At 58.3% G+C, this 25,135-nt stretch carries 21 protein-coding genes; 5 read left to right on the top strand and 16 right to left on the bottom strand.

Going from position 1 to position 25,135, the window contains the following annotated elements; genetic code table 11:
* Positions 1-19 precede the first annotated feature (19 nt).
* From QPM17_RS14070 to QPM17_RS14020, 11 genes are all read right to left on the bottom strand, one after another.
* Positions 20-1,087 carry an NADH:flavin oxidoreductase/NADH oxidase gene (locus tag QPM17_RS14070; protein WP_422732770.1) on the bottom strand — a complete coding sequence of 356 codons (1,068 nt, stop codon included), beginning with the start codon at positions 1,085-1,087 and terminating at the stop codon, positions 20-22.
* Between the two features lie 91 nt (positions 1,088-1,178).
* Positions 1,179-2,015: a hypothetical protein gene (locus tag QPM17_RS14065; RefSeq protein ID WP_285391434.1), complete on the bottom strand. Its 837-nt coding sequence runs from the start codon at positions 2,013-2,015 to the stop codon at positions 1,179-1,181.
* 5 nt (positions 2,016-2,020) lie between these two features.
* The gene (locus QPM17_RS14060; protein ID WP_285391433.1) at positions 2,021-3,352 is read right to left on the bottom strand and encodes an amidase; all 1,332 of its coding nucleotides are present in this window, start codon (positions 3,350-3,352) and stop codon (positions 2,021-2,023) included.
* Complete coding sequence (locus QPM17_RS14055) at positions 3,349-4,026, bottom strand: DUF2848 domain-containing protein (protein WP_285391431.1); 678 nt, start codon at positions 4,024-4,026, stop codon at positions 3,349-3,351. The genes QPM17_RS14060 and QPM17_RS14055 overlap by 4 nt, the downstream gene beginning before the upstream one ends.
* A 32-nt stretch (positions 4,027-4,058) precedes the next feature.
* The gene (locus QPM17_RS14050; RefSeq protein WP_285391430.1) at positions 4,059-5,342 is read right to left on the bottom strand and encodes a TRAP transporter large permease; all 1,284 of its coding nucleotides are present in this window, start codon (positions 5,340-5,342) and stop codon (positions 4,059-4,061) included.
* Positions 5,339-5,935, bottom strand: coding sequence for a TRAP transporter small permease subunit (locus QPM17_RS14045; RefSeq protein WP_285391429.1), 597 nt, complete (start codon positions 5,933-5,935; stop codon positions 5,339-5,341). Before QPM17_RS14045 ends, QPM17_RS14050 begins: the two co-directional genes overlap by 4 nt.
* A 64-nt stretch (positions 5,936-5,999) precedes the next feature.
* Complete coding sequence (locus QPM17_RS14040) at positions 6,000-7,064, bottom strand: TRAP transporter substrate-binding protein (RefSeq protein WP_285391428.1); 1,065 nt, start codon at positions 7,062-7,064, stop codon at positions 6,000-6,002.
* 38 nt (positions 7,065-7,102) lie between these two features.
* Positions 7,103-7,906 carry a putative hydro-lyase gene (locus QPM17_RS14035; RefSeq protein ID WP_285391427.1) on the bottom strand — a complete coding sequence of 268 codons (804 nt, stop codon included), beginning with the start codon at positions 7,904-7,906 and terminating at the stop codon, positions 7,103-7,105.
* A gap of 124 nt (positions 7,907-8,030) precedes the next feature.
* Entirely contained in the window at positions 8,031-8,924 is an 894-nt protein-coding gene (locus QPM17_RS14030) for a LysR family transcriptional regulator (RefSeq protein WP_285391426.1), read from the bottom strand.
* Positions 8,925-9,063: 139 nt separating this feature from the next.
* Entirely contained in the window at positions 9,064-11,088 is a 2,025-nt protein-coding gene (locus QPM17_RS14025) for a PA domain-containing protein (protein ID WP_285391425.1), read from the bottom strand.
* Positions 11,089-11,316: 228 nt separating this feature from the next.
* Entirely contained in the window at positions 11,317-11,769 is a 453-nt protein-coding gene (locus QPM17_RS14020; RefSeq protein ID WP_285391424.1) for an Lrp/AsnC ligand binding domain-containing protein, read from the bottom strand.
* Positions 11,770-11,922: 153 nt separating this feature from the next.
* Between QPM17_RS14020 and QPM17_RS14015 the strand changes: the two genes are divergently transcribed.
* Together QPM17_RS14015 and putA are read left to right on the top strand one after the other, a co-directional pair.
* On the top strand, positions 11,923-15,429 hold the full coding sequence (locus tag QPM17_RS14015; RefSeq protein ID WP_285391422.1) for an NAD-glutamate dehydrogenase: 3,507 nt from the start codon (positions 11,923-11,925) through the stop codon (positions 15,427-15,429).
* Between the two features lie 169 nt (positions 15,430-15,598).
* Entirely contained in the window at positions 15,599-19,228 is a 3,630-nt protein-coding gene (putA, locus tag QPM17_RS14010) for a bifunctional proline dehydrogenase/L-glutamate gamma-semialdehyde dehydrogenase PutA (RefSeq protein ID WP_285391421.1), read from the top strand.
* 63 nt (positions 19,229-19,291) lie between these two features.
* On the opposite strand, the gene QPM17_RS14005 is transcribed toward putA, so the two are convergent.
* The 3 genes from QPM17_RS14005 to QPM17_RS13995 form a co-directional block, all read right to left on the bottom strand.
* Positions 19,292-19,936, bottom strand: coding sequence for a DsbA family oxidoreductase (locus QPM17_RS14005; protein WP_285391420.1), 645 nt, complete (start codon positions 19,934-19,936; stop codon positions 19,292-19,294).
* Between the two features lie 62 nt (positions 19,937-19,998).
* Complete coding sequence (locus QPM17_RS14000; protein ID WP_285391419.1) at positions 19,999-21,348, bottom strand: dicarboxylate/amino acid:cation symporter; 1,350 nt, start codon at positions 21,346-21,348, stop codon at positions 19,999-20,001.
* Positions 21,349-21,360: 12 nt separating this feature from the next.
* A complete protein-coding gene (locus QPM17_RS13995) occupies positions 21,361-22,053 on the bottom strand; it encodes a pseudouridine synthase (RefSeq protein ID WP_285391418.1) in 693 nt (230 codons plus the stop codon).
* A gap of 74 nt (positions 22,054-22,127) precedes the next feature.
* Between QPM17_RS13995 and mtgA the strand changes: the two genes are divergently transcribed.
* Positions 22,128-22,829: a monofunctional biosynthetic peptidoglycan transglycosylase gene (gene mtgA, locus QPM17_RS13990; RefSeq protein WP_285391417.1), complete on the top strand. Its 702-nt coding sequence runs from the start codon at positions 22,128-22,130 to the stop codon at positions 22,827-22,829.
* A 36-nt stretch (positions 22,830-22,865) separates the two neighbouring features.
* Positions 22,866-23,492: a LysE family translocator gene (locus QPM17_RS13985; protein WP_285391416.1), complete on the top strand. Its 627-nt coding sequence runs from the start codon at positions 22,866-22,868 to the stop codon at positions 23,490-23,492.
* A 17-nt stretch (positions 23,493-23,509) separates the two neighbouring features.
* Here QPM17_RS13985 and QPM17_RS13980 read toward each other — a convergent pair whose 3' ends face one another.
* Complete coding sequence (locus QPM17_RS13980) at positions 23,510-24,211, bottom strand: lytic transglycosylase domain-containing protein (protein ID WP_285391415.1); 702 nt, start codon at positions 24,209-24,211, stop codon at positions 23,510-23,512.
* Positions 24,212-24,380: 169 nt separating this feature from the next.
* On the opposite strand from QPM17_RS13980, the gene QPM17_RS13975 reads away from it, so the two are divergent.
* The gene (locus QPM17_RS13975) at positions 24,381-24,911 is read left to right on the top strand and encodes a shikimate kinase (protein ID WP_285391414.1); all 531 of its coding nucleotides are present in this window, start codon (positions 24,381-24,383) and stop codon (positions 24,909-24,911) included.
* Positions 24,912-24,937: 26 nt separating this feature from the next.
* Here the strand turns inward: QPM17_RS13975 and QPM17_RS13970 are convergent, their stop codons facing one another.
* On the bottom strand, positions 24,938-25,114 hold the full coding sequence (locus tag QPM17_RS13970; protein WP_285391413.1) for a DUF1328 domain-containing protein: 177 nt from the start codon (positions 25,112-25,114) through the stop codon (positions 24,938-24,940).
* Between the last annotated feature and the right edge of the window lie 21 nt (positions 25,115-25,135).

Below are 25,135 nucleotides of genomic sequence, written 5' to 3'. Positions count from 1 at the left end.
CATAAACCTGCGTGGTGGCTCAGAAAATATTTGAGCGTTCGTACTGTCTGGGCCACTGAACGTTTTCGGCTTTCAGCGCCGCGGCAGCACGAAGCGGCCAGGCCGGATCCGCTAACAGCGCCCGCCCCAGAATCACCAGGTCAGCCTGCCCATTGGCGATAATCGACTCCGCCAGATCCGGGCTGTGAATCAGGCCAACCGCGCCGGTCGCGATGTTGGCCCGCGAACGCACAGCCTGGGCCAGCGGCACCTGATAACCCGGGTGAATGGGTATTTTCTGTCGCGGGTCGTTGCCTCCTGAGGAACAGTCTATCAGGTCTACATTACCCTGAAACTGTAACAGGGTGGCCAGCTGCACAGTGTCGTCGAGGTTCCATCCACCTTCGATCCAATCGGTACAGGACAGCCGCAGAAACAGAGGCAAGTCGTCCGGCCATTCCTCGCGAACTACCGCGATGGACTCCAGCAGGAAGCGGATACGGTTTTCAAATGAGCCGCCGTAGGCATCGGTACGCTGATTACTTAGCGGCGACAGGAACTGGTGAATCAGATAACCATGGGCGCCGTGAAGTTCCAGGGCTCTGAAGCCAGCTTCCCGCGCACGACGGGTGGCGGATTTCAGGGCTTGCAGCGACTCGCCAATCTGATGGTCTGTCATCGCTGCCGGTACCTGCCACCCGCTGGCATAGGGCAGGGCGGATGCAGACACCAGATCTTCCCAGCCGCCGGCGTCGGCACTCAGGGGGTGAGAGCCTTCCCATGGCCGCCCTACCGATGCCTTGCGGCCGGCATGGCCAAGCTGGATGCCGGGCACGGCGCCCTGATCCGACACGTAACGGGCAATCCGTGCCAAGCGGTCCCGTTGCTCATCGTTCCATAGCCCAAGGCAGTGGGGCGTGATCCGCCCCCGGGGTTCGATGTGTACGGCTTCGGTAAATACCCAGCCCGCGCCGCCGGCCGCCCGCGCTCCCAGGTGAACAAAATGCCAATCATTGGAGAGCCCGTTGTCGCCGGAATACTGGCACATGGGGGAGAGCATGATGCGGTTTCGCGCCTGCACTGATCGAAAACTGATCTGCCTGAACATGTGAGGGTTCGGGTCCCGGCGGAGGATGCGGCGGGCATTTTCTCCGCCGGAACGGGAATCAGTAACGGATGTGTCGGGCTCGGTGTTTCTGTCACTCATGGGTGTGACTTCCTTTGATTGTTGATTCCGGGGCCAGCAGGTGCCCGTATGCGCGTCGCACCCGCCACTGACTTATGGTGAACAATGCGGCGCTGACGGCAATGGATGCCAGCAGGGCGCCCAGGAACGTCACCATCGGTGCCACATGCCCGGCGAGCAGCGCCGTTGCCAGGGCAAAGGCAACCAGGCTGAGCATGCCCTGTTGTGCAGCGGCTACGGTGGCTCTTGCCACCTCGGGGCCATAACGGTCATGGAGTGTCCAGCCAATTGTGAACAGACCCACGGGAAAACCCACCAATATGCCCGACAGCAGAGGGCCGGAGTGGGCGCCCAGAGTCGTGGCGACAGCCACGAGTACCCCGGCAAGAAGGCCCCGTAGCACGACATCAGACCACCCGGAGACTGCCACTACTTTGGGCTGCGTCAGGTCGAGTGTACGTTTGATGACTTCCGCCAACAGCAGCACCACACCATAGAGTGCGACCGCAACGGCAACGCCGCCGGGCATGAAGGAAAACAGATACGCCCCCGGAATCCAGATCAGGGTCGCCAGGCCAAGACTGGGCAGGGCGCCCAACCGCTCGGCGGTCAATACGAAACTGATGCTGAACAACAGGGTGGCAATCAGCGCATGCAGGGTTGCTAGTGCTGCGTCCTGGATAAACTCAGTGGGCCACTCCTGTAACAGGAAGAAGTAGCCGGGGCCCAGGATAATGGGCGTTCCGGCAATAATGCCGCCCAGTCTGGGGCCCAGCCTGCCTACTGCAACCGAGACACCGATGACCACCAGTGCGGTAGCAATGAGCTTGGTCAGCAGCACGGTCAGCATGATCGTTACAACACCTGCTCAATACCCTGCGCCAGCCGCAACAGCGTGTCATCCGCACCATTGCGGCCAATCAGCATCAGCCCGCAAGGCAGGTCACCGGGCTTGTGGTTGGGAAGGGTAATGGCGCACAGGTCCAGCATGTTCGCCACGGTGGGATTACGCAGGACCAGCAGGTTCAGGCGGGCGTAATCCTCATCAGCAGCCAGTTCCTCGAAACGCGGGGGGACCACCGGCACCGTGGGGGCCAGCAGGCCATCGTAATCCTGCAGCCATTCGTCCGCCTCCTGCTTGCGTTGCTGTCGTCGGCGACAGAGTTCCAGGTAATCGGCGGCGGTAATGGCAGCGCCACGTTCTATCCGGCTACGCACGCGGGGGTCGTACTGGTCCCCGTGGTCAGCCAGAGACTGGCGGTGAACGAAGTAGCTTTCGGCAGCAGTGAAGCCTCCGCCCTCCATGAGCTCAGGGATTGCAGCAAGTACTGGCGCAGGCGCTTCAATAATGCTGGCGCCGGCGTTGCGCAGAATAGTCAGGCTGCGGGTAAATGCCTGTGCAATGGTCTCATCGAGACCGTCCAGCATGTAATCAGTGGGGACCACAAAGCGCAGGCCCTTCAGTGGAAACGGCCTGAGTGGCTGGTATCGGCGTCCGGACAGTACCGCATCGAGACGGGCACAGCAGTCCACTGTGGGCGCGATAGGGCCGATGGAATCGAGACTGTCGGAAAGTGGGTAAGTGCCTTCGCGGGGAACGCGGGACTGGGAGGGTTTGAAACCCACCAGGCCACAGAACGCTGCCGGAATGCGCACAGAACCGCCGGTATCAGTTCCGATCGCCCCCCTCGCCATTCCCCGGGCTACCGCCACTGCAGCGCCAGAGGACGAGCCGCCGGGAATGCGACCAGGCGCCAGAGGGTTATCCGGTGTGCCGTAGTGGGGGTTCAGTCCCACGCCGGAGTACGCAAACTCGGTCATGTTGGTATGGCCGGTGATCACCGCGCCTTCACGCCGCAAACGGGAAACAATGACCGCATCGGATTTTGCCGGTGCTTGCCAGCCCTGGGACCCCGAATGGGTGACTTCGCCGGCCACGTCAAACAGTGCTTTGAGGGCAATGGGCAGCCCGGCAAGTTGTCCAACCGGCACCTTGGCATGGCGAAGGCGGTCAGTGGCGTCGGCCTCGGCGCGCGCGGCTATATCAAAGCGCCTGGTGTAGACCTGGGCTTTGGCATCGTCGTAGGTGTCGGTCTGGGCCAGGCAACTGTCCAGCAGCTCCGTGGCCCGCTTTTGGCCACTGTTCATGTCGTCGAGCAGTTTGGCAAGTGGGGTAGGCTGATTCATGCGACCACCGGCAGGGTGTGGATGTCATACCGGTGCCGAAGCTCGCGCCCGGCAACCGGGTCTTTCAGGACCATGCGGAAGGCGTTACCGGGTCGCAGCTCACCGATGACTGGCAGGGTGCCGCAGAGCATGGCCTGACCGGGAGCCAGCTCGGCTGTGTCCAGCCCGAAGCGGCGCAACAGCTCCGCAGGATGCAGCAGGCCGGTCACCGGGCCTTCCTGGTAAAGCTCTTCCTTGCCGTCAATGGTGACGTAGGAGGCCATCTGCAGCTGGTCCCAGTGCTCGATGACACTCCCCAGCCGCCATACCTGGGGGCTGACGGGTTTGGCGCATACCTGCTTGGAATGGGCTACGGACCAGGCTTCGGCCTCACGGTCGGTGTGATCGGAGCCAATGCCGACCAGCGTACCCTGGTTGCTGCCGATCAGAACCACTTCCACTTCGCCGCTGGTCGCCTCACCCAGCACCTGGATAGCCGGAGCCGTGGTCAGTTGGTTTACTGCCACGCGGTAGAACAGCGGGGTGCTGGAGGGCGGGGTTACGCCGATCTCCTTCAGCTCTTCGATGTGTTCGTCGATGGCCGACTGCACCCGTCCTGCCCAGCCGGCGATGACAAGTTGGCGTACATCAACTGCAATGGTTTCCTGGCTGTCTGCAAATTGGAAGTTTGTCATTGGATCACTCCGTCAATGGGGTTCATGGTCGTTCACTTCATCAGCTCCGGGAGGAACGTGGCCACCTGAGGGAACAGCACCAGCAGGATCGCCATCAGGAACATGATGCCGACGTAGGGCATGGCGCCTTTCATCACATCACTGAACGGCCCGCCCTTTCGGACACCCTGCACTACGTAGAGGTTGAGCCCCACCGGCGGTGTGATCAGTGCCATTTCAATGAGCAGAATAATCAGGATGCCAAGCCACACGGAGTCGAAACCCAGGCCGATCAGGATCGGGGCGACAATGGGTATGGTGATGACCATCAACGACAGGGTTTCAATAAAGAACCCGAGAATGATGTAGAGCAGGATGGCCAGCACCAGAGTGGAATAGGGACCAAGACCGGCGTTTTCCAGGAAAGCGGTCAGCTCGCGGGTTACTCCCGCTGAGGCCAGTACAAAGTTCAGGAAATAAGAGGCAATGATGATCAGCATGATCATGCCGGTGGTCTTCATGGTGCCGTCCAGGGCCTGGACAATTACGTTAACGGACAGTTTGCCCATGGATAGGGCGATTATCATGGCGCCCAGAACACCCAGGGAGGCCGCTTCGGTAGGTGTTGCCACGCCGGCATAGATGGACCCGACCACAATACCGAACAGCGTCAACACCGGCACCAGGTGTTTGAGACCGGAAAACCGCTCCCCCCAGCTGTGTGACACGCTGGGCCCACCCAGACTCGGCTTCCAGATACAGATCAGGGCTGTGCCTACAACGAACATGAGAGCAAGCAGCAGACCCGGTATCAGACCGGCAGCAAACAGCTGCGGAATCGAGGTTTCGGTCAGAAATCCATAGACAATCAGGTTGATCGATGGCGGAATCATGATGCCCAGGGTGCCGCCAGCGGCAATGGAACCGGTGAACAGCTTGGGGTCGTAACCCATTTCCTTGCCCTGCGGAAGCGCCACGGTACCGATCGTGGCCGCCGTGGCAACGCTGGAGCCAGAGGTGGCCGAGAACAGGGTTGCAGTGCCAATGTTTGCATGCAGCAGGCCCCCCGGTAGCCAGGACATCCAGCTTTCCAGGGAACGGTAGGTGCCACGGGCAATGCCGGTGCGCACCAGAATCTCCCCCAGCAGGATGAACAGGGGTATGGCTATCAGCAGGTATTTGTCAGACGCAGACCAGAGCACGTCCCCCATCGCGTTGAGCAGCGGGAACGGCGAGAACAGTTCCGCCAGGACCAGGGCCAGAGCAATCAGCGTGGCGGCGACAGGAACGCTCAGGAGAAGCAGAACCATCAGAATAACCAGAGCGGTGATAATCATGAACGTGCTTCCCTGTTTTCATCGCTAATCTGTTCGTCCAGCGTCGGACTGCCCGCCAGCTTCTGCACACCTTCGGTGTCGCCGCTGAGCAAACCGAAAAAGGCTCTCAGGGAAACTACACACACGGCAAAACCAAACCAGACCAATCCCACAAACCACAACGCCTGTGGCATCCACAACGGGGTGCCCAGTGGCGTGTTGGCTGTCGATCCGCCGCTATAGGAGTGGCTGAGGACTGAGAAAACCGCGTCGACCACCAGAATGGAGAACATCGCCAGTGCCAGTAGAGCGACCAGGTCAAGCACGCCTCGGACTTTCATGGGAAAAGTCAGGTACAGGGCATCAATGCGGATATGCGCCTTGCACATCAGAGTGTAGGCGAAGGACCAACTGGCGCTGATGGCCATGATGTAACCGGTCAGCTCAGTGGCATGGACCGCTGAGCGACCCATGAATACCCGTGAGGCCACTTCGATAGTAACCAGGGCCACAGTCAGCAGGATCATCACGCCCCCTGCCCGGGCAAACCAGAGCGAGCCGACTTTAACGCCCGCGAGCACGCGGTCGAGAAACGAGTTCACCTGTTGCAACATGTTATTCTCCAGACCGACCGGGGCAGTGTGACCACCCCGGTCGCCGTTATGGGTGAGAGGCGTGTTACTTGGACGCGCTCAGTCCGGTTACTTCACCTACGGTTTCGTTCCAGCGATCAACCCATTGTTGGTCGACGCGCTGTGCCCAGTTAGGCAACAGGGTTTCTTCCAGATGGCGGGCGGCTTCGGTGAAGTCATTATCAGTGGCTTCCACCAGTACCATGTCTCCGGCGTCACCGCGGGAGCATTCACCGTTGCCGGTCAGGCAGGCGATGCCTTCTTTGGTCTCCTCTACCGCAGAGGCCCAGACCGGGTCTTCATAGTTTTCCTTGATTTCAGCAGTCAGCCACTGTTGGGTTTCTTCTGACAGTGAGTTCCATTTCTTGCCATTCATGGCAGTAACCACGTGGTCCCAGCCGCCGACCGGCAGCGGGTACAGATGGGTGGATACTTCGTGCCAGCCAGAGCTGTAACCGGAGAGGGAACCGGTCACGGCGCAGTCGATAACGCCACGCTGCAACGCGCCGGGTACTTCACTGAAATTCAGTGTGATGCCTTCGGCACCCAGAGCCTGAAGGAATTCGGCAGTGGTACGACCGCTGGCGCGAACTTTCATGCCCTTGAGGTCACTCAGGCCGTCGATGTCGGCGTTGCAGAACACCATTTGCGAAGGGTAAGGCACAACGGCCAGCAGATGGGCACCGTCGTAACGCTGTTCAAACGCATCGGCGAGAACCGGGCGATAGGCTTCTGCCACTTTACGGGCTGTCTCCACGTCCGGAGCGATCATGGGCATGTCCAGCCCTTCCAGTTCCGGGGCATCCTCGACCGCATAATCGGCCACTGTCGAGGTGACTTCGATGACGTTGCGGCTCATCAGTCGGTAGACCTCACCACCGCCCAGGCCCATCTGGTCAAAGGTGGTGACTTCAGTCGTGATCTGGCCATCAGAGGCTTCCGGAACGTGTTTCTCCCAGAATGGGCGCTCGAAGTTCTGGTACAGGGACAGGCTGCTCCAGCTTCCCACATAGTTGAAGCTGGTCTTGTCCAGGTCCTGCGCCAGCGCAGGTGAACTGGCAAAGGCCAGGCCAATCAGGGAGGCTGAAACGAGGGCTGTTTTTGTATTCATGGTATTTTCCTCATGGTCTTCGTCGGGGTTGGTTCTGGTCAGAACAGGGCCAGGCTGTTGTCAGGAATATCCGTGACCAGCATGTGCCCCGGGCTGTGGGTGATCGCAAACTCGACACCGGAATCGATCAGAACCTGTTGCGGTGTAACGCCACAGGCCCAGAATACCGGAATCTCATCGGCGCCCACGGAAACGGAGTCGCCGTAATCCGGCGCGCTCAGGTCGGAAACGCCGATCAGTGATGGATTGCCCAGGTGCACGGGAGACCCGTGTACCTGCGGGTAACGGGTAGTAATCTGGATGGCGCGAATGGCGTCAGCGGCCACAAACGGTCGCATCGAGACAACCAGGTTGCCGCCAAAACCACCTGCCGGAGTCAGTGGTACAGAGGTGTTGTACATCGGCACGTTTCTGACCTCGTCTATGTGGCGCACCTGAATCCCGGCGCTGATCAGAGCGTGCTCGAAGGTAAAGGAGCAGCCAAGAGCAAAGGTCACCAGGTCGTCCCGCCAGTCTTCCGCCACATCCGTACGGGTGTCACTCACCTGACCATGGCGGTAGATCCGATAGGCTGGCACATCGCGGGCGATGTCCAGATCACGGCCTAAAAGGGTGCAGGTGCGAGCGCCAGGCTCACTGACTGCCAGCAGAGGGCATGGCTTGGGGTTGGCCTGGCAGAAACGCAGGAAGCCCGCAGCCTGGGATTCCGGCAGGATGACCAGATTGACCTGGACATAACCGCTGGCAAGCCCGGATGTTGGCCCGGTCAGGCTGCCTTCTCTCGCGGCTTTGCGAACAGCCTGGGGTGTTGAGTGTGCGTCCAGCTGAGCGATGCTTGTCATGTTTCTGCCCGATAGATGAGTTTCTTACATTTAAGGCAGAAGTAATGATTAACACAAATCGAAATTTGGTATCAGTTTTGATAGAAAAAATGGATCACTCAGGTATTTCAACGCTCTGCGGGGACTATCTGGCCAATCCGGTGCGCTCTTTTGCGGTTATCAGTGCAAGTTCTGCGATTGCGTGTACGACACTGCTGTTTGGTGCTGCCCTGTAGGCTGCAATGAAGGTGAGATCCGGCACAGTGGCATCAACCTTGAATTGCCGCAGCACGCCAGTGTCCAGTTCACGCTGAAGGATTTCCCGGGGAAGGGCGCTGACCCCGAGGCCGTCCACCGTCATGCGGATGATGGTTGAAAGTGACGAGCAGGAATGAATGCGGGTGGAATGGTTCATGGGGTCCACCAGTGAGCGGATGGCAATGTAGGGCTCACTCTGTCTTGGGTAGGTTACGATTGGCCATGTGGCGAGTTCCGCCAGAGACATGGCCTGCTCCGGGATGTTCAGCTGTGGGCTCGCAACCCAGGTCAGTGAGTAGCGGCACAGGTCGCGGTTTATGATGCCGGGCTGGTTGACGCCGCCCATGAGAAAGGCGATGTCGATTTCGTGGTTCTTGAGTTTCTCCGCCAGGTTGACGGAGATATCCACGTCCAGTTCAAGGTTGATAGCCGGGTAGGCTTCGCTCACACGTTCCAGCAACTGAGGCAGCCAGGTATGGGCAATGGTTTCCGAGACGGCAAGGCGAATGGTGCCCTGGATGGACGATGGTTTGGCGACGGCTTGCAACATCTCGCCATGCAGGCTCAGCATTTTCTCGGCGTACACCAGAAATTCCCGACCCTTGGCTGTCAGTGTGATCTTCTTGCCGGAACGATCAAACAGTTCTATTCCAAGCTGGTCTTCCAGCCCGGCAATGCGAGCCGATACCGAGGGTTGTGATGCATAGACCCTGCTGGCGGCAGCACGGAAACTACCCAGCCTGGCGATCCAGACAAAGGTTTCCAGAGTTCGGATATTCATGAAGCTCCCAGCCTGTAAAAGCGATGTCCGGGTTCAATAATCCATGGAAAGCACCGGGCATACAACATCGGGTTTGTTTGTTGGCCGGGAACAGGCAGGCCCCAACCGGACGGCAGGAGCCGTCCGGTTGGGGGTTGTTTCAGGGTGAAGCGGGGGCCTCGCAATAGAGCACATCGGTTGCGTCTTCACAGTTCCACTGAAAGATCCACAGCCCGGTATTACGATCGGAACCCAGAATATACTGCTCGCCTCCTATCTGCGTAACGTGGACGCCCCAGAAATTGGACCCGGCAGAGTCACCGTACTCTTCGCCAGCGATAAACCGACCGACTTCGTGCATGTTCCAGGACACAACACCCTCACCGTTGCTGTTGTCATGCAGATGCCCCTCACGCCATTCCACGGCACGCATACCCAGCGAATACCAACTGATGAAGGTCCGGTCGGGATTGGTGGGGTCAATTTCCAGGTTATGCATGGTCAGGTCGCCCGCGCCGGTGGCAAGCTCCGGATCAGTGACCTCGGCTGGCGCGTAGTAGCCCATCTCGCCGAGGTAATCCACCGTCACGGTTTCTGCATCTTCACCCATACCGCGCTCGACAGTGACCTGGCTGTTGACGTTGTTCAGTGTATGCAGGTATCCCCAGCCGTCGAATGCCGCCCCCAGGGTTGCCACAAGACCAAGTGAGGAGGGTGTCGGTAGCGGAGGGTTGGATGCTTCATTGTCGGGGCACAGCGCAGGGTCATAACCATCGATTCCCAGCATTGCAAAGCCTGCGGAACGGGGCACGAACAACATCGGGATGTCCGCCTCAACGAGCATTGAAACGGTGGCCTCGCAGTTGCCCTCTGCGGCCGAGTTAAAGACCACACCGGCGCTGTAGCCCGCAGCCTGGACGGCCTGGGCCTTGGTTGTAAACGCGCACGCGCCGCGCTCGATAACGGCAATGCTCGCACCGGTACCGGCGGCTGGCGGTACCGAACTGTCGCAAGCCAGCCCCACGTAAGCGGTTTGGTCCACGATTTCTTCGATATCTGCACCCGGACCAATCTGCGGCACATCGCTGCCCTGGCTTGCGCGATAATCTTCACCCTCTACCGTGACAGCTGTGAAAAGAGAGTCAAAATCTTCATCTCCGGCAAAGATCTTGTCGAAGTTGGGGCCGGCGAAAACAGCTGCATGGGCGTTGCCTTCCGGAGGCGATATGTTGTGCACCGGGTCCGGATCGGGATAGGTGGAATCCGCGAGGAAGACGGGGTTATAGGGATCATTGACATCGATCGTGATAAAGCCCGCATCCCAGTAAGGAAGCACTGCCTGCCAGTTTTCCCCCGGGCCGGGGTTCATGTCATTGACCCAGACATCATGCAGAAGTGATGCAGCGAAGCTGCCCATGAATAACTGGCCGTCAGCCGCAATCTCCGGGTTGGTCGCGAGCCATGTTTCAATGCCTGTGGTCGCAATCAGTTTGGGGGACTGGGGCTTGGTAATGTCTACGATTTTCAGGTCGTTGGCAGCGATGTCGTCCACCACCAGCATATAGGTATTACCCTCGGCCGTGGTCCACGGGAACACGTTGTGAACCGGAAAGTCGAGAAAGTTCTGTTTCAGTGCATGAGGTTTTGCAGGGTCAGTGACATCCCACAGTGAAACGCCAAACTGGCCCTGCTGATGACCTCCGTTGCCCCCGCCAACGGCTCGTCCATTACCTACCTGTGGCCCGCAGGGCTCGAGGGAATGAATCAGCACGGTACGGTCATCAATCCGGGTCACCTTCACGTCATTGATGCGTGTATTCGGCGGTGACTTGATCATTCCGACGGTGGTGGGATTAAAGGGGTCGCGAATGTCGGATATGTAGACACCTGCGCGGGTGCAGTCCGGTTCCTGGAATGTGCCCACGTAGGCATAGCCATCATGGGCCCACACATCGGTGTAGAGGCCGTCGGAAATACCGCCTAGGGTATCCCGCCCGATCACATTGAAACCGTAGTTAACGTTGGCCGGCACGTGCCCATCGGGAAGCGGCGTATCGTGAAGCAGATGTTTGTTGTCTGCCCTGGAGCCATCGGCGACCGCTTCCTGGTCTGCTGTTGCCGGAGTGAGTAATGCCGAGGAGAGTGCAACCACCATAAGTGGTTGCCAGAGTCTGTTTATAGCCATGATGCATCCCTGTTTTCGGTCGCGCCATCCGTGACGTCATACGGCTTGATTGACAGGGCGTCAGCGAATGACGGTCCCTCTGTTACGAGTGTTGTTTTTCGGAGTGGGTAGGACTTCCTGACCATACCCTCCTGAAAAGTAGCAACAGATAACCAGGGTGGTTAGTTGAATTGGGAGCATTGCGGGCGTATCTATGCCCGTTTCTTATAAGGGGCGCGCCAGGGTTGATCAGAGCCCCGCATCCTTGACGCTCTCCATGACCACAAACGTGCTTGTCTGCAGCACGTGGGGAAGGGCTGATATCTGTTCCCCCAGAACCTGCCGGTACTCGGCCATGTTCCGGGTACGCACTTTCAGCAGGTAATCGAAGTTGCCAGCGATCATGTGGCACTGCTCCACCGCCGAAATCTGCTTTACTGAAGTGTTGAATGCCGCCAGGGCACTGCTGCTGGTGTCGTCAAGGGTGACCTGGGCAAAGGCGATATGGCTCTGTCCAAGCTTGGTCTGGTTGACCAGGGCCGTATAGCCGGTGATGTAACCCTGGTCTTCAAGACGCCGCATGCGGACCTGGCAGGGTGTTTTTGACAATCCCACCCGTGAGGCCAGCTCAGTTACTGTGATCCTCGCATGCTTCTGCAGTTCGCGGATGATGGAGTGATCGATTCTGTCCAGTTCGACCATAAATTGATTTCCAGGCTTGATTAACGGCTATTTGAGCTCACGAATATAATCAAAATACCTGCATTTTAAAACTATACGGGCAAAGAGACTTTCCTGAGTTGGCTATACTGTGCTCAGTCATACATGCCCCAGTTGATATTCCGGAGATTCCCGATGCCCCAGCCTGACTCCCAACAAAAACAGACTCTGCTGGAACAGCTTTCCGAGGCCCTGGAGGGCGAGGATTACGATCCGGACGATTCGCGACATCTCAGGAATATCGTGGCGACGATGATGCAGGAGGCCCGGGCCTGGGACGATGCACTGCTCAGCAGGTTGGTGACAGTGTTGGGCGACACCTCCGGAAGGCGCTGCGCGGACATGTTCAGTGGTGGCTTTCCGTCCAGTTACCGGTCGAAATTTTCCATTGAGGACGCCGTTGAGGATATCCGGCAGATTCAGTCCATTGCCCTGACTTCCGATGTGCCCATGCGCTTTTACCAGCCGGTGGAGCAGGGAGAGCAGGAGCTGAACTTCAAGCTCTACAGCCAGGGTCAATCAGTGATCCTGTCGGACGTGATTCCGATTCTTGAAAACCTTGGCATGCGGGTTCTCGGGGAGCATCCTTATCGTATACGGCGTCGTGACGGCGAGCAGTTCGGAGTCAGTGATTTCACCGTAGAGTTTCATTCCCGTTGCCGTGGTGCCGATATTGAAAAGGCCAAGCCCCTGCTGCAGGAGGGATTCCGCGAAATCTGGAATGGTTTCGCGGAGAACGACGACTTCAACCAGTTGATGATGGCCGCCAGTCTGGGGTGGCGTGAAGTCAGCATCCTGCGCGCCTATTCCCGCTATATCAAACAGTTGCGGTTTGGGTTCAGTCAGCCATTTATTGCCGACACACTGGCCCGGCACCTGGATATTACCGCCATGCTGGTGGCGTTCTTCAATGCCAGGTTCAATCCCGATGATGCCCTGGCGCAAAGCCGGGAAACGGAGTCCGAGAAAATCGAGAACGAGATTCTCGATGCCCTTGAGGCGGTGAAAAGCCTTGATGATGACCGAATCCTCAGGCGGTTTTATGTGCTGATCAAGGCGACGCTGAGAACCAATTACTTCCAACGCCAGAGCAGCGGCGAGTTCAAGGGTTATCTCTCCCTCAAGCTCGACCCCTCCTCCATTCCCGATATTCCCAAACCCTGCCCGCATTTCGAGGTATTTGTCTGTTCGCCGCGGGTGGAGGGGGTTCACCTCAGGGCGGGCCCTGTCGCCCGTGGTGGACTTCGGTGGTCCGATCGTGTCGAGGACTATCGCACGGAAATTCTCGGGCTGGTGAAGGCTCAGCAGGTCAAGAATTCAGTGATTGTGCCAGTGGGGGCCAAGGGTGGGTTCATCGTCAAACATCCACCGGAAGACGGCTCTCGCGAGGCCCTGAGGGAGGAAGGTATTGCCTGCTATCAGACCTTCATCCGCGGGCTGCTGGATCTGACCGATAACCTGAATGAGGCGGAGGTGGTGCCACCGGCCGATGTGGTTCGTCATGACGGTGACGATACCTACCTCGTTGTTGCTGCCGATAAAGGAACCGCAACCTTTTCCGACATCGCCAACCGACTGGCCCATGACTATGGCTTCTGGCTCGGGGACGCCTTTGCCTCCGGCGGCAGCGAGGGCTATGACCACAAGAAAATGGGGATTACCGCACGGGGAGCCTGGGAGTCGGTCAAACGGCACTTCCTGGAGAAGGGCATCGATACCCAGGCTGATGAATTCACCGTGGTCGGCATTGGAGACATGGGGGGCGATGTGTTCGGCAACGGCATGTTGTTGTCGGACCGGATCCGCCTGATCGGCGCGTTCAATCACCTGCACATTTTTGTTGATCCGGAGCCGGATGCCAGGGCTTCATTCGCCGAGCGCAAGCGCCTTTTCGAGATGCCCGGGTCAAGCTGGACGGACTACAACGAGCAATATATCAGCGAGGGCGGCGGTGTCTTTTCCCGGGCTGCGAAGTGGATTCCGATATCACCACAAATGCAGGCTCGCCTGGGTATCGATGCTGATCGTCTGCCGCCCAACGAATTGATCAGGGCACTGTTGAAAGCACCGGTGGACATGCTCTGGAACGGTGGCATTGGCACCTATGTCAAGGCGGCCGGGGAATCCCATGAGGATGTTGGTGACAAGTCCAACGACGCCGTCCGGATAGACAGCAACCAGTTGCGGTGCCGGGTTCTTGGCGAGGGCGGCAACCTCGGTATCACCCAGCTTGGCCGGATCGGTTTCGCCCTGGCCGGTGGGGCTGCCAATACCGACTTTATTGATAATGCAGGCGGTGTGGACTGTTCGGACCATGAGGTGAATATCAAGATTCTCCTTAATGAACAGGTGCATCGCGGGCGGATGACACTCGATGAGCGCAACCAGATGCTCAGGGCAATGACTCCCGAGGTGTCGGAGCTGGTGCTGCGCAACAACTATCGTCAGGCCATGGCATTGAGCATTGCCCAGACCGGTGTAGTTGCCACCACGGACGAGTACGAGCGCCTGATGCGGCGGCTGGAAGCCGAAGGCAGGCTTGACCGGAGTCTTGAGTTTCTTCCCGACGATGAACAATTGCGGGAGCGGCGTGAGCGCTCCTGCGGCTTCACCCGCCCGGAGCTCTCCGTGCTGATTTCCTATGCCAAGATAGAACTCAAGCAGGCACTGCTTACCACACCCATTGTTCACGATAACCGTTTTGCCCAGGCGCTTTATTCGGCGTTTCCGGCATCGTTACTCGAACGGTTCCCTGAGGCGATTGATGCACATCCGTTGCGCCCGGAGATTTCAGCCACCCAGCTCGCCAACGATATGGTCAACCGGATGGGCATCAGTTGGGCAGATAAGCTCCGTAACGCCACGGGTGCGGACTATGGCCGGATTGCCGCCGCTTACCTGATCTCCCTCCAGATCCATGACGTAGAGACACACTGGAAGGCCATAGAAGGGTTGGATGGAAAAATCAGTTCTGGCGTGCAAACGCAATTATTCAGTGACGTGATTCGTCTGGTTACCCGCAGTACCAGCTGGTTGCTGCACAACCGCCGGAGCAGCCTGGATCCGGTCTCCTGTGTCGCTCATTATCAGCGGCCCCTGGCCGAGGTACTGGCTTCAACAGAGAGCCTGGAATCGGTGATTCCTGCAAGTCGCTGGCAGGAACGCTATGATAAATACTGTGAGCAAACCGTTCCGGTAGGTCTGGCCGCGTATTGCGCGTCTGCAGAGAGCCGGTACTGGCTGATGGACATCATCGAGATTGGCCGTCGGCTTGGGCGGGATCTGGCATCGGTCGCCTGGGTGTATTTCAGTCTGGGCGAAGGCCTTAACCTGGTCTGGCTGGACCGGCAGATGCGGGCCTTTAGAGCCCGTGGCCACTGGCAGGTATTGGCGACACTCCATTATCGGGACGAGCTGGACCACCAGTTGCGGAATCTCACGCTGAGCGTGCTCTCCGCAGCGCCTGCGGAAGCGGGCATGTCTCCGGAGCAGATGCTGGAAGCCTGGCGCGACGACAAGCAGGCGCTCCTGGAGAGATGGCACCGGATGCTGGCGGATATGCAGGCGGCAAGTGAAGTGGATTGCGCGGTCTTCTCCGTGGCGCACGGCGTGCTTCGGGAGTTGGCCGCGAAGGCAGATTGACAACCCTGTTTAGGAAGTTGGCCTTAAAAATAGTCAATTGAGAGGTAAAATATAAATTTTTGTTCACTAAAAAAGACTGAAAGTCGCGTCCGCCTGGTTTTTACAGTCAAATAGTCTTTGTCGTTCCCGGTAGAATGCGGGAAAGACAAACAACTAAGAGGGTTCAACTATGAGACCGCAGCAGTCAGAGACTCCCACACTGGTCGACAGCCGACAGGCCATCCGCAGTTACTATCTGGCGGACGAATACAAGGTGATTAGTGAGATGATTGCTGGCGCCCAGTTGAGCCAGGCCGAACGTGACGCAATCTCAGCCCGCGCTGCCGACCTGGTCCGTAGCGTCCGCAAGAACGCCAAGTCCACCATCATGGAAAAGTTCCTGGCGGAATATGGCCTCACCACCAAAGAGGGTGTGGCACTGATGTGTCTTGCAGAAGCGCTGTTGCGTGTACCTGACAACATGACCATCCACGAACTGATTGAGGACAAGATCACGTCCGGCGCCTGGGGTACCCACGTGGGCCGGGCGTCATCACCCCTGATCAACACGGCGACTGTGGCCTTGCTGATGACCAGCAACCTGCTCAAGGATTCTGAGCGCCACAGTGTGGGCGATACACTGCGCAAGCTGCTGAAACGCTTCGGTGAACCGGTTATTCGTACCGTTGCTGGCCAGGCCATGAAGGAGATGGGCCGCCAGTTCGTGTTGGGCCGTGATATCAATGAAGCCCAGGACGAAGCCAAGGAATACGTCGCCAAGGGATACACCTATTCCTATGACATGCTGGGCGAGGCAGCACGCACTGACGCTGACGCCAAGCGCTATTATGATTCCTACTCCAACGCCATCGACAGTATCGCCAAGTTCTGTAAGGGCGATGTGCGCACGAACCCTGGCATTTCCGTCAAGCTTTCAGCGCTGTTGGCGCGTTATGAGTATGGCAACAAAGAGCGGGTGATGAATGAACTTCTTCCCCGTGCGAAAGAGCTGGTCAAAAAGGCTGCTGCTGCCAATATGGGTTTCAATATCGACGCCGAGGAGCAGGACCGGCTGGACCTGTCGCTGGATGTGATCGAGGCCCTGGTGTCTGATCCGGAGCTGTCCGGTTGGGACGGCTTTGGCGTTGTGGTGCAGGCCTATGGTAAGCGTTCATCGTATACACTGGACTGGCTGTATGGCCTGGCCGATAAATACGATCGCCGCTTTATGGTGCGCCTGGTCAAGGGTGCCTATTGGGACGCTGAAATCAAGCGTGCCCAGGTGATGGGGCTGAGCGGCTTTCCGGTGTTTACCCGCAAGGCTTGCAGCGACGTGTCGTTCCTCTCCTGCGCCACCAAGCTGCTGAACATGACAGACAGGATCTACCCGCAGTTTGCCACCCATAATGCCCATTCCGTATCGGCGATTCTGGAGTTGGCGAAGGCCAGGGGGGAGGATAACTACGAGTTCCAGCGCCTGCATGGCATGGGTGAATCCCTTCACAACGAAGTTTTGAAGATCAGTGGCGTGCCCTGTCGCATTTATGCGCCGGTGGGCCCCCATAAAGATCTGCTGGCCTACCTGGTGCGCCGCCTGCTGGAAAATGGCGCCAACAGCTCCTTCGTGAACCAGATCGTGGACAAGCGGATCACGCCGGAGGAAATCGCAAAGGATCCGATCGACTCGGTCAAGGAGATGGGCAGCAACATCTCCAGCAAGGCGATTGTGCACCCCTACAAAATCTTCGGTGAGCAGCGCCGCAACTCCAAGGGCTGGGATATTACTGACCCCGTGACCGTTAAGGAAATTGATGAAGGCCGTGACGCCTACCGCGACTATCGCTGGAAAGGCGGGCCGATCATTGCCGGCGAAGTGGCTGGTGCAGAGGTCCAGATGGTCCGCAATCCGGCTGACCCCGAAGACACGGTGGGCCATGTGACCCAGGCCTCCGAAGACGATGTGAATACAGCAATCACAGCCGCCCAGGAAGGCTTCAAGGCCTGGTCTGCCCGGTCGGCCGAAGAGCGTGCGGCGTGTCTTCGCAGGGTGGCTGATCTCTACGAGGAGAACGCCTATGAGCTCTTTGCTCTGGCTACCCGGGAAGCCGGGAAGTCACTGCTGGATGGCGTTGCAGAAATTCGGGAGGCCGTGGATTTTGCCCTGTTCTATGCCAACGAAGGCATTCGCTATGAGGGCAGTGGTGACGCGCGCGGGGTGGTGGTGTGTATTTCACCCTGGAACTTCCCGCTGGCAATCTTCACCGGCCAGATCCTTGCCAACCTGGTGGCTGGCAACACCGTATTGGCCAAGCCGGCCGAGCAATCCTCGCTGCTTGCGGTGCGGGCCGTAGAGCTTATGCACGAGGCAGGTATTCCCCAGAACGTCATCCAGTTGTTGCCCGGCACGGGCGCTACCGTCGGTGGGGCACTGACTTCCGATTCCCGGGTTTCAGGTGTGTGTTTTACCGGTTCCACCGCAACCGCCCAGCGCATTGACGGGAAAATGAGTGAGAACATGGCACCCGATGCCGCACTGGTGGCAGAGACCGGCGGTCTGAATGCCATGATCGTGGATTCCACCGCGCTGCCGGAGCAGGTGGTGCGGGATGTGCTGGCCTCTTCTTTCCAGAGTGCAGGTCAGCGCTGTTCCGCACTGCGTATGCTGTATGTGCAGAAAGATATCGCCGACCACCTGCTGGAAATGCTCTATGGCGCCATGGATGAACTGGGCATCGGCGATCCCTGGCTGCTGTCCACAGATGTTGGGCCGGTGATTGATGACGCGGCCCGGAAGAAGATTGTCGATCACTGCGACAAATACGAAGCCAAAGGGCGGCTGATGAAGAAACTACCGGTTCCGGATAAAGGCAACTTTGTCTCGCCGGCCGTTATCAGTGTCAGTGGCATCGAGGAGCTGGAAGAAGAGATCTTCGGGCCGGTGCTGCACGTTGCCACCTTTGCCGCGAAGGACATCGACAAAGTGGTCGACGACGTCAACGCCAAGGGCTACGGACTGACCTTCGGTATTCACAGTCGTGTGGATCGCCGTGTGGATCGCATTTCCAGCCGCATCAAGGTTGGCAACACCTATGTGAACCGGAACCAGATCGGTGCCATTGTCGGTTCCCAGCCATTTGGTGGCGAAGGCCTTTCCGGTACCGGCCCCAAGGCCGGCGGCCCTCAGTACGTACGCCGCTTCCTGAAGGGTGAGACCGTTGAACGTCCGGCGGACTCCGGTGCCAGGCAGGTGGATATCAAGAAGCTTGAAGGCCTCATTGGTAAGGTGAATAGTGTCAAAGCGCTCGCACCGGAGCCAAGGATCGAGGCCATGAAACCGATCTTCGGCGAGGTCCCGGCACCGCTGGATGCCCATGCAGAAGAACTGCCGGGGCCAACCGGCGAGCTGAACCGTCTGTCCAATCACGCCCGCGGGGTGGTGCTCTGCCTTGGGCCGGACAGTGAGACGGCGCTTGAGCAGGCGGCAACAGCCTTGTCCCAGGGCAACAAGGTGGTGATGATAGCTCCGGGTGTCGAAGACGCCGTCAGTCGTGCCGCCAAGGCTGGCCTGCCAGTGGCGGGAATTGACGGCCTACTGGAGCCAGAGGCACTTGCCCAGGCACGTGGCTTCCATGCCGCTGTAAGCTGTGCCGAGCAGTCATTGCTGAAACAGTACCGCCAGGCCCTGGCAAAGCGGGAAGGTCCACTGCTGCCGCTGATTACCGAGCACAAGCTTGATCAGCGGTTCGTGATTGAACGTCATCTGTGTGTGGATACCACCGCAGCCGGCGGCAACGCCAGCCTGATTGCAGCTTCGGAGTAACGGTTAGTCTGGCGGACAGCCCCCAAGGAAGGGGCTGTCCGCCAGGTTCTCTGAGCCGGGCCTTTAGGCGGATTCAGCGATTTCCTGGAACGCCTTGATCAGTGTTTCCGGTTCCTGAGCTCCGGAAATCAGGTATTTCTGATTAATGATGAATGCAGGTACTGCGGAAACGCCAGCCTGCTGGTACTGGGCTTCATCCTGCCGCACAGTATCCGCATACTGGTCCGACGCCAGTACCTCGCGGGCTTTGTCCCCGTCCAGCCCGATGGCTTCTACGCACTGAATCAGTACGTCCGGGTTTGAGATGTTCTCTGCGCGGCCAAAGTAGGCCTCGAAAAAGGCCATCTTCATCGCGGTCTGTTTACCCTGTTCACCAGCCCACTTCACCAGCCTGTGAGCATCAAAGGTATTACGGGTATAACGTTCCTGGAGCTTCTCGAAGTTCAGCCCCAAGCCCGTGGCGATCTCAATCATCTGCGCCTGGCTGGCCCTCATCTCGTCTTCACTGCGACCGTATTTTCTGCTCAGGGCTGGCAGGATAGGTTCGCCGTCCCCGGAAGGGTCCGGGTTCAACTCAAAGGCATGCCATTCCACACTGAACGACATCTCGTCCTTCAGCGCCTCCATGGCCTTTTCCAGGCGGGCGTAACCAATGGCGCACCAGGGGCAGGCGATGTCGGAAACAATGTCGATCTCTAGACTACTCATGGAAGCTCCCGATTGGACATTTCTGCCGTCAGGTTACCAGAAAGCGCTCCGGTGCGTCTCCGTCACTGCTCCTGGGACTCCGGCTCTGAAGGTAGCCGCTTGCCGGACCAGTTTTCCATCAGGCGGCAGGTGACCAGGTCTCCGGTAACGTTGATGGCGGTGCGACACATATCCAGAATCCGATCCACGCCCATGATCAACGCAATACCCGCGGGTGGAATTCCCACGGTCTGCAGAACCATTGCCAGAATGACGATACCAACGCCGGGCGTGGCCGGCGAGCCGATGGACGCGCCCACCGCCATGGCCACCACCAGCGCCATACTGCCCATACTGAGATCGATCCCGTAAACCTGCGCCAGGAAGACCGTCGCCACAGCCTGGTAAAGCGCCGTGCCGTTCATGTTGATGGTGGCACCCAGCGGAATGACGAACTGGGACACCGAGGGCCGCACCCCGAGCTTGTCTTCAGCGGTACGGATCGACAGCGGCATCACCGCTGCAGAGCTTGAGGTGGAGAATGCGAGCAACAGTACATCGCGGCTGTCCTTGATGAACTGTATCGGCGGTTGGCCGGCCAGCAACTTCAATATCAGCATATATACGCCAAGCAGAAGCAGCAGCCCCACCAGTACCGTTGCTACATAGGACGCCATGCCTACCATGGCCTGGAAGCCGATAGTGGTAGTAAGCTGTGCCATCAGACCAAATACCGCGTAAGGTGCCAGCCGCATGGCCCAGCGCACCACCGTCATGCAGACCTGTTGAAGGGAGTCCAGCAGATCCAGCAAGGGCCGGGATTTTTCCGGGGCCATGCTCACCAGAGCGATGCCGACGATGATCGAGAAGATCACCACCTGCAGCATCTGACCTTCGACCATGGCATCCAGCGGGTTGCCGGGAAGCAGGCCAATCAGAGTTCCGGGAAGTTCGTCCACACTGGGCATGGTGGCCGCAGTTGTCATATTTTCACCGGACTCGACCGTGTTTGCCAGGCTGGTCATCATGCCGCCGGGGTTCATCAGGCTGCCGACCCATAATCCGATGGAGGCTGCGACTGCAGTGGTGATAATAAAGAATGCGGTGACCCGCAGCCCCATTTTGCGGAGTTGGTCGAGGTCCTCGCTGGCGGCAAGGCCGCGTACAACGGAGGCAATAACCAGGGGAATGACGATCATCTGTATCGTGGCCAGGAAAAGCTGCCCGGGAAATGCCAGCCAGTTACCGATAAGGGTGCCCGTCGCGGGCTCCACGAGGCCAACCGAGGGGCCCAGCAAGGTGCCCGTTACCAGGCCCAGAAACATGCCGACGAGTACCTTCAGCCAGAGTCGCCCCTGTACCAGGCCGGACAGGTAGCTGCTCAGATGCCGCAGTGGTCGGGGGTAATAGCTCGAGTTTTCAATGTCTGTCACGTCAGGGCCTCTTCAGACGGAGTTGATCTCGGCCTTTCCCAGCGGGCGGTAGGCGCCCGGTTCAAGGCTTCCATCAAGGTGAATGTCGCCCATGCTTACCCGGTGAAGAGCCGTGACGCGATTGCCTACTGCATGGAACATGCGTTTTATCTGGTGGTAGCGGCCCTCGTAGATGGTCACTCTTGCTTCCTGCGCGCCAAGCAGTTCGAGCCGGGCCGATGATGTCCTGAGTTGCTCGAACTCGAACCAGATACCTTCAGCAAAACGCTCGGCTGTCACAGGAGTGATCGCACTGGCGGTGGCGACCTGGTAAACCTTGGGTATTCTGATTTCCGGTTCGGTCAGTCGGCGCGACCAGTTGCCGTCATTGGTCAGAATCAGCAGTCCGGTGCTGGCCCGGTCGAGTCGGCCAGCGATATGGAGGTCTTTCTGAAGGTCGGGGGCGATCAGCTCCATTACGGTTTTGTGAACCTGGTCTGTGGTGGCGCTGAGGTATCCGGCCGGCTTGTGCAGCATCAGGTAGTGTGCAGATTCTCCCGCCTGGATAATGCTGCCCTGGCTGGTTACCGTTGAGAAACGGTCTACTTCCCGTGCGGCTTCGCGACAGACAACGCCGTCCACCATGACGGTTCCGCCGGCAATCAACGCATTGGCCTGTTTGCGACTGACGCCGTTCTGATTACTGAGAATTCGGGAAAGCTTCATGAGGGCAATGGTATAGTCCGGTCAGGCTTTGTCCAATTTTATTAATGCACCCACTACTGGTTGATGATAGCACTGTGGCAAGTCAGTCCCTGATCCGAAAATCCCTGCGTACACTTGTCTGGGCCGTTGCCGCGGTATTCCTGCTTGTGATTGCAGTGATCGTGCTTTTCCGCTTCGTGAATCCGCCCATTTCCGCCTTTATAGTGGGGCATTTGTTATCCGGCTCCGATTACGAACTCAGGCAGGAGTGGGTAAGCCTGGATGATATATCACCCTGGATGCCGTTGGCCGTGGTAGCCAGCGAGGATCAGCGCTTTCCTTATCATCACGGAGTGGACTTTGGCGCCATTCGTAAGGTGTTGGCGGAGTACCAGGCGGGCCAGGGCCTGAGAGGCGCCAGCACCATTACCCAGCAGACTGCAAAAAACCTGTTCCTGTGGAATGGGCGCAGCTTTATACGCAAGGCTCTTGAGGCGGGGCTGGCGCTGGGGATTGACGCGACATGGCCCAAGCGGCGGATTATCGAGGTATACCTGAATATTGCCGAGTTTGGTCCGGGGGTCTACGGTGTTGAGGCGGCCAGCCGGGCCTATTTTGGAATTCCTGCCAGCCATTTGACTCAGATACAGGCAGCAACGCTTGCGGCGGTTCTTCCCAACCCGAAAGTTCTCAGTGCCGCCAGCCCTTCGGCTTACGTGTGGGAAAGAGTGGCATGGATTCGCGGTCAGATGGCGCAGCTCTCCGGGTTGCGTTATCTGCAGGGGTTGTATAATTAACGGCTTCGCCCCCTTCAATGAGAGAGTCTGTTTGTGGTGTCACTGAATCTGGCCTTGTTGTCTGCCTTTATTCCGACGTTTTTTGTGGTGTCTATTACGCCGGGCATGTGTATGACCCTGGCGTTGTCACTGGGGATTACCATTGGCGTAAAGCGGGCTTTGTGGATGATGGCCGGCGAGCTGGTTGGTGTTGCTCTGGTGGCTACTGCGGCGGCGGTGGGTGTGGCGACCTTCATGCTGAAATACCCGACAGCGTTCGCCGTGTTCAAATACGCCGGCGGTGCCTACCTGGCATGGCTGGGCATCCAGATGTGGCGGTCCCGGGGGAAAATGGCAATGCCGGAGGAAGACGCAGGACCAGTTGAAAGTTCACGCCTGCAACTGGTTCTGCAGGGCTTTGTGACCGCCATTGCCAACCCCAAGGGCTGGGCTTTCTTCATCGCGCTGCTGCCACCGTTCATCGACAATAAGCTGCCGATGCTACCGCAACTGACCGCGCTGATCCTGATTATCCTGGGTCTGGAATTCCTCTGTCTGCAGCTGTATGCGCATGGTGGCAAGACATTGCGCAAGGCCCTCAAACAGGGCGGCGGCGTCCGTACGGTCAACCGGGTGGCTGGTAGCCTGATGATACTGGTGGGCGCCTGGCTGGCATTTGGCTAGCGGGGTGGGACACTGGGTCAGTTGCTCGCGTACCGTTCGTGAAGGATCCCCACCCGTTCTACATAGGCGCGGGTTTCGGCGTAGGGGGGAATGCCTCCGTGACGTCCAACAGCCCCGGGGCCGGCATTGTAGGCCGCCGTCGCCAGCTTGATATCGCCATCAAAGCGCTTGAGCATGCGGGCCAGGTAATTGACACCACCGCGGATGTTTTCCGGGGCAACCATGGCATTGCGAACACCCAGCTCCTGTGCGGTTGCAGGCATAAGTTGCATGAGACCTTGGGCGCCCTTGGGTGACAGGGCTTTGTCGTTAAACGCAGATTCGGCGTGAATAACAGCACGCACCAGCGCCGGGTCGACATTGAACTCGCTGGCGGCGGTCCTGATCTCGTCCTGGTAGGGTTTCAGGAACAGAGGCGTGGTGCGCCAGTTCACGTTGGAATCCGGGTTACAGGCGTAGCAGTGGAAGCGAATGACATCGAAATCGGTACTTGCGGGCTGGACACCGCTGTAGGCAACCACGCCGTTATCGTCCCGGTAACGATAAACGACTTCGTCCTTTGAAGAGGCCCGTTTCTGACCGCTGTCTTTCACGTTGGTGTACTCCACCGTTCCATCCGGGTGGACGATGCGCTTGATATTATCCGACACTACCGGCGCAGAGAAGGCCAGTAGCAGAACTGTCAGCGATGAGGCGAAAAGGGTTTTGCCGCTTGTCATTGTTCACTCTTTGAGCGCGTAACCAGTGACTGGCTGCCTGCCATCAAGCTGCCACACCCGAGATTATACGGGCTTGAGTCGGTGAAAAAAGCGCAGTCTTTGTCGGAAAAGTGTTACTTTTTTCAGTATAGCCGGCCAGTTCTCACTCCTGGCAGATTTTGGAGGCAGGGTGTCCACGGATAAAACGTCAAGCAATGTTGTACTAATCGGTATGCCGGGCAGTGGTAAAAGCACGGTCGGGGTGCTCCTGGCCAAGCGGTTGGGGCTCGGGTTTATTGATACGGACCTGCTGATTCAGCAGGAAACCGGCCGTACCCTGCAGGAAATCGTTGATGGTGACGGCTACCGGGCGCTGAGAGACATAGAAGAGCGGGTGCTGCTCAAACTGGACGTGCAGCAACAGGTTATTTCTACCGGTGGCAGTGCCGTATACAGTGAACCGGCGATGCAACACCTAAAAGCCGGTGCCTTTGTGGTGTTTCTGGATATCCCGCTGCAAGTGGTGCTTGAACGTATCGGTGACTACAGTGCCAGGGGCATATCACGCCGGCCGGACCAGTCACTGGAAGAGTTGTTTGCGGAACGCTTTGAACTTTACTCCCGCTTTGCTGATATAACCGTAGATTGCGTTGGCAGAAACCAGGAGGAGGTTTGCGATGCAGTTTTGGCTGCGCTGGCAAAGGCCCGGGAGGGCCACTGATGCCTTGCTCCCGGGGCCGCCTGCTACTAGAGTTTTGGCCCCCTGCCTTTCATGGCATTGGCAACCAGCGATATAACAAGCAGGATAAGGAAAATAAAGAACAGAACTTTTGCAAACCCTGCAGCTGTTCCGGCGATACCACCAAAACCCAGTACGCCGGCGATTATCGCGACGATGAGACACACAACAGCCCAATAGAGCATATCCTTTCTCCTATTAGATGG

The organism is Marinobacter azerbaijanicus (genome assembly GCF_030250645.1).
GTDB lineage: Bacteria > Pseudomonadota > Gammaproteobacteria > Pseudomonadales > Oleiphilaceae > Marinobacter > Marinobacter azerbaijanicus.
This window is presented reverse-complemented; position numbering and strand designations above follow the sequence as displayed.